This is a genomic window from Rothia sp. HMSC061E04 (genome assembly GCF_001813685.1).
Classification (GTDB): Bacteria; Actinomycetota; Actinomycetes; order Actinomycetales; family Micrococcaceae; genus Rothia; species Rothia mucilaginosa.
Genome location: NZ_KV813706.1, coordinates 298,595 through 300,132 on the forward strand (window position 1 = coordinate 298,595; position 1,538 = coordinate 300,132).

The 1,538-nt window shown below is 51.4% G+C and carries 1 protein-coding gene; it reads left to right on the forward strand.

Translation table 11 applies throughout. The annotated features are described in order from the left end of the window. Nucleotides 1–1,252 precede the first annotated feature (1,252 nt). Nucleotides 1,253–1,408, forward strand: coding sequence for a hypothetical protein (locus HMPREF2927_RS09120; RefSeq protein ID WP_168165232.1), 156 nt, complete (start codon nt 1,253–1,255; stop codon nt 1,406–1,408). The last annotated feature ends 130 nt before the right edge of the window (nt 1,409–1,538 follow it).

Sequence of the window (1,538 nt, forward strand, 5' to 3'; positions counted from 1 at the left end):
CTCAATGAAAGCCCTCCCGAAAAGGAAGGGAAATTGTCGATAATGTCGTAGCCGACACCGGCGGTAAAGGTGCCTCAATGAAAGCCCTTCCCAAAAGGAAGGGAAATTGGCCCCCCTCTCACACTCTTCTTTCTCTTATGCAACACGCCTCAATGAAAGCTCCTCCAACATGGAAGGGCATCCCAGTACTAGCCGTCATCGGTGAAATAGCGGTAGCCTCTATGAAGGTCCCTACAAAATTATAGGGAAATATAGCCAGATCGCCGGTAATGGTGTTGATATCGACACCTCAATGAAAGCCCTTCCAAAAAGGAAGGGAAATAATACCGGTGGCGATGCCTCCCACGATGTCACGACCGGCCTCAATGAAAGTCCCTACGAAAAAGCAGGGAAATGGTCGGTCGGTCACAGAGGCGAGGGGCAGCCTCAATAAAAGCCCTTCCAAAAAAATGGAAAGGAAATGGTTCTGCCCTGCAGTGGACACTCGTACGTAGCCACCTCGATGAAAGTCCCTTCGAACAGGAGGGGAAATCGCAAGCGAGCTTCTTTCAGCCCGAGTGTATCACAGCCCCTTAATGAAAGCCCTTCCGAAAAGGAAGGGAAATATCATTGCGGTGGTCTTGCCACGGCCGCTGCGGCCAGCGCCTCAATGAAAGTCTCCGTTAGAAAGCGAAGAAATTGCTGTTTTCAAGGGCTCAGCCACCCGCATGCACGAGCCTCAATGAAAGCCCTTCCAACTAGGAAGGGAAATAAAACCGCCGCCGGACTCACCCTCCGGGATAAACCCGGCCTCAATGAAAGCCCTCCCGAAAAGGAAGGGAAATCACGTACCAGCCCTTAAGCATTGCCTGACCGATGCCTCAATGAAAGCCCCTCCGAAAAGAGAGGGAAATGACCTCCTGCACCATACCCGGCGCCATCCTCACGGGGCCTCGATGAAAGCCTTTCCAAAAAAGAAGGGAAATGTTATTCGAGACTTCGACACGTACGCCGCCCTTGCGACCTCAATGAAAGCCCCTACGAAAAAGCAGGGAAATAACGTGGACGGTGAATCATTCGAGACAACGCAGGTGCCTCAATGAAAGTCTACACCTCGAGGTGCAGAACAAACAGTCCCGCGGTCATACGAGAGGATATTGATTTGTCTTATTGAAAGCCCCTACAAAAAAATATAGGGACATTACGGTCAGGCAAGTGCAGCTCATCAATTTTCGCTGCGCTTCAATGAAAGCCCTTCCCAAAAGGAAGGGAAATGGTTCCCAAGGACGGTGTAGGCAAGGGTATCGACCTCGCCTCAATGAAAGCCCTTCCCAAAAGGAAGGGAAATGAGCATGATCTGGAAGTGCAGGTGAACGCCGGTGGCGCCTCAATGAAAGCCCTTCCCAAAAGGAAGGGAAATTCTCCGTAGTACAGATCGGTGCCAACACCGCTACGAGCCTCAATGAAAGCCCTTCCCAAAAGGAAGGGAAATTCAGAGCGCCCAAGGCATCACGGTTAGGACTCTGCGCCTCAATGAAAGCCCTTCCCAAAAGGAAGGG

Excerpts from the sequence above, each read along its gene's own strand:
- HMPREF2927_RS09120 (WP_168165232.1), top strand. The coding sequence starts at position 1,253 with ATGGTTCCCAAGGACGGTGTAGGCAAGGGTATCGACCTCGCCTCAATG.